This is a genomic window from Bradyrhizobium sp. P2_E8 (assembly GCF_056403875.1).
Genome location: NZ_JBFUES010001150.1, coordinates 1 through 2,170, shown reverse-complemented (window position 1 = coordinate 2,170; position 2,170 = coordinate 1). Strand labels below are relative to the sequence as shown.

The 2,170-nt window shown below is 64.7% G+C and carries 2 protein-coding genes; both read right to left on the bottom strand.

Annotated features, from left to right (window positions below; all coding sequences use genetic code 11):
* A partial coding sequence (locus tag AC1D00_RS37910; protein ID WP_477014195.1) for a CYTH and CHAD domain-containing protein occupies positions 1–1,407 on the bottom strand: 1,407 nt, incomplete at its 3' end.
* Between the two features lie 450 nt (positions 1,408–1,857).
* Positions 1,858–2,170: amidohydrolase family protein (locus tag AC1D00_RS37905; RefSeq protein WP_477014194.1), on the bottom strand; the 313-nt coding region annotated here is incomplete at its 5' end.

Sequence of the window (2,170 nt, the reverse complement as noted above, 5' to 3'; positions counted from 1 at the left end):
CTTGAGCACCTTGGCATATTGCTCCGACAGGATGCGCTGCGCGAAGTTGACGGCGGGCTCGGCGAGCTGACCGAGGTCTTCGGCGGCAACGTCGTTGCGCCAGCCCCGCGTCTCGATCCATTGACCGAGGCCGATCAGGAAAACCGCGCAGCGGCGATCGTCGAGCGCCTGATGCGCCTTGCGATAGGCGTCCGACTGGCACTTGGCCGCAGCCCGGCCCAAGGCATCGAAGCCGGCAACCGAAGCACAGGCTTTCGCGATCGTCGGCAGGGTCTCGAGCTGGAACACGTCCCAGTCACGCGCGGCGGACAGGTCCTGCGCCAGCCATCTTGCCTCCGACCGCAGCGCGTCGAGATTGCTGAGTGCGCCGACCGATCGCATCAGGTCCAGCGCCGATCGCAGCCGGCGCAGCGAGACGCGCAGCTGATGCACGCCTTCCGGATTGCGCCCGTCCTCGGCCGCCGGCAACGACTGAAGCAGATGAAGGAAGCAGGAGCGCAGAATCGTCGCGAAGGCTTCGTCGAGCGTGACCGACGGATCGAGGCGAAGCTTGCGAGGCCTGCGTGCCGAGGGCGGCGCGCCCGCGGCAAGGTCGAAGCCGCGCGCCGACTTGGCACGGATGGACGGCTTCACCGGCCCCTGCTCCGCAAGCCGCAGCGCGACCTCGTAGATCGTGCTCGCGCTGCCACTCTTGAGCTCCAGCTCGATCTCGCTCACGGGGATCGACCGGTCGCCGGCCGTCAGCACGCCCTGGTCGAAGGCGATCTCGACCGTCCCGGACGGCAGATCGACGATCCGCGCATGCCGATGGACGTCGGCGGTGAAGACGGCTTCAAGCGGCTGTGCTTCGAGGTGGGCGCGAAGCTTCTCCGGAATGAAAGGCATCGCCAGGGCGACATCCGGCGCCAGCGACGGAACGCTCGCCTCCCATTCGCCACGGCGCAGCGGATCGTCCGCGGCGTCGGTCTTCACCGTCTGCACGAAGCGCGCGCCGCTCCGGCGTACGCGCAGGCTCAAGCCGCTGCGCCGGAGCGCACGCTCGGCCGTGTCGTAATAAATGGATTTGAGATGTTTTCGCGAACCCTTGTTGCGCGCGTTGGCCACGATGACCGGCGCGGCGTTGAAATGCGCCATGCTGCCGGCATCGACGAGAAGCTTGAGCTCGATTTCTCCCGGAGGGCGCGTGCCAGCGTTCGACTGAGCTGGCTCCGGCGCAGGCGTCGTGTCTTGCGCTGGCATATGATCAGTCACGCCACCCTCGATCGCAGGTTCCGCGCCGGGCTCGGTCGGTTCACCTTGCCTGAGGAAGCCGGCGACGTATGGCGCTCTCTTGTTGTCCTTCGGGACAGGATTCCCATCCGGCGCGCCCGGAGTCCTGCGAGCCGCTGTTGCGTCTGACTTCAGCATTTACGGTGACATGACAGTTTGATGACAGGGCGACAGCATATAGCCGCTATGGCCCGCGAGAAACAGTCACGTTACGTCATGGCGCGTCATCGTCCACATGACGCGCCGAATGCAAAAATTCAGCAGGCGCTGTCACAATCCGGCGTGATGTCACGGATTAGATTGCTGCGGAGCGCGGCAAGTGATCGAATTGACAAGCGAATCTTGCCGTTCTCGAAACCGAGATGAACGCGTCAGCGAGCTTGCCTCATGCTAGCCGAGAAATTCTTTCTGGTCCTGGAGACACTTAGAAGTCACGCCGCCGATGACAGGCCCGAGATTGTGACAAGCCCGGCGCGGTCTCCCGCGGTGCAGGAGACCGCAACCAGTTCGCTGCGAAAGAAGTCGGTTCCCGATCATCGGGACTAGAAGCGCTCCAATGTCGCGGGGTCACACCTGCACATGCGCGCATCAGTGCGCAAGACTGTTCTTGTAGACCTTGCCACCCTTCATGATCACGACGAAATTCTTCGCGGGATCTTCGACGAGCTTGATGTTGTCGAGCGGATTGCCGTCGACCAGAAGGAGATCGGCGAGCGCGCCTTCCTCGACCACGCCGAGCTTGCCGGGATAGGGGTTGCGCGGGCCCGACAGGCTCAGCAACTCCGCGTTCGCCGACGTCGCCATGGCCAGCGCTTCGGCCGGCGTGTACCAGCGCGTGAGCGCGGCCAGCATTGAGCCCTGGCTGTCCGCCAGTGCCTTCGAGAACAGGACGTCGGTACCG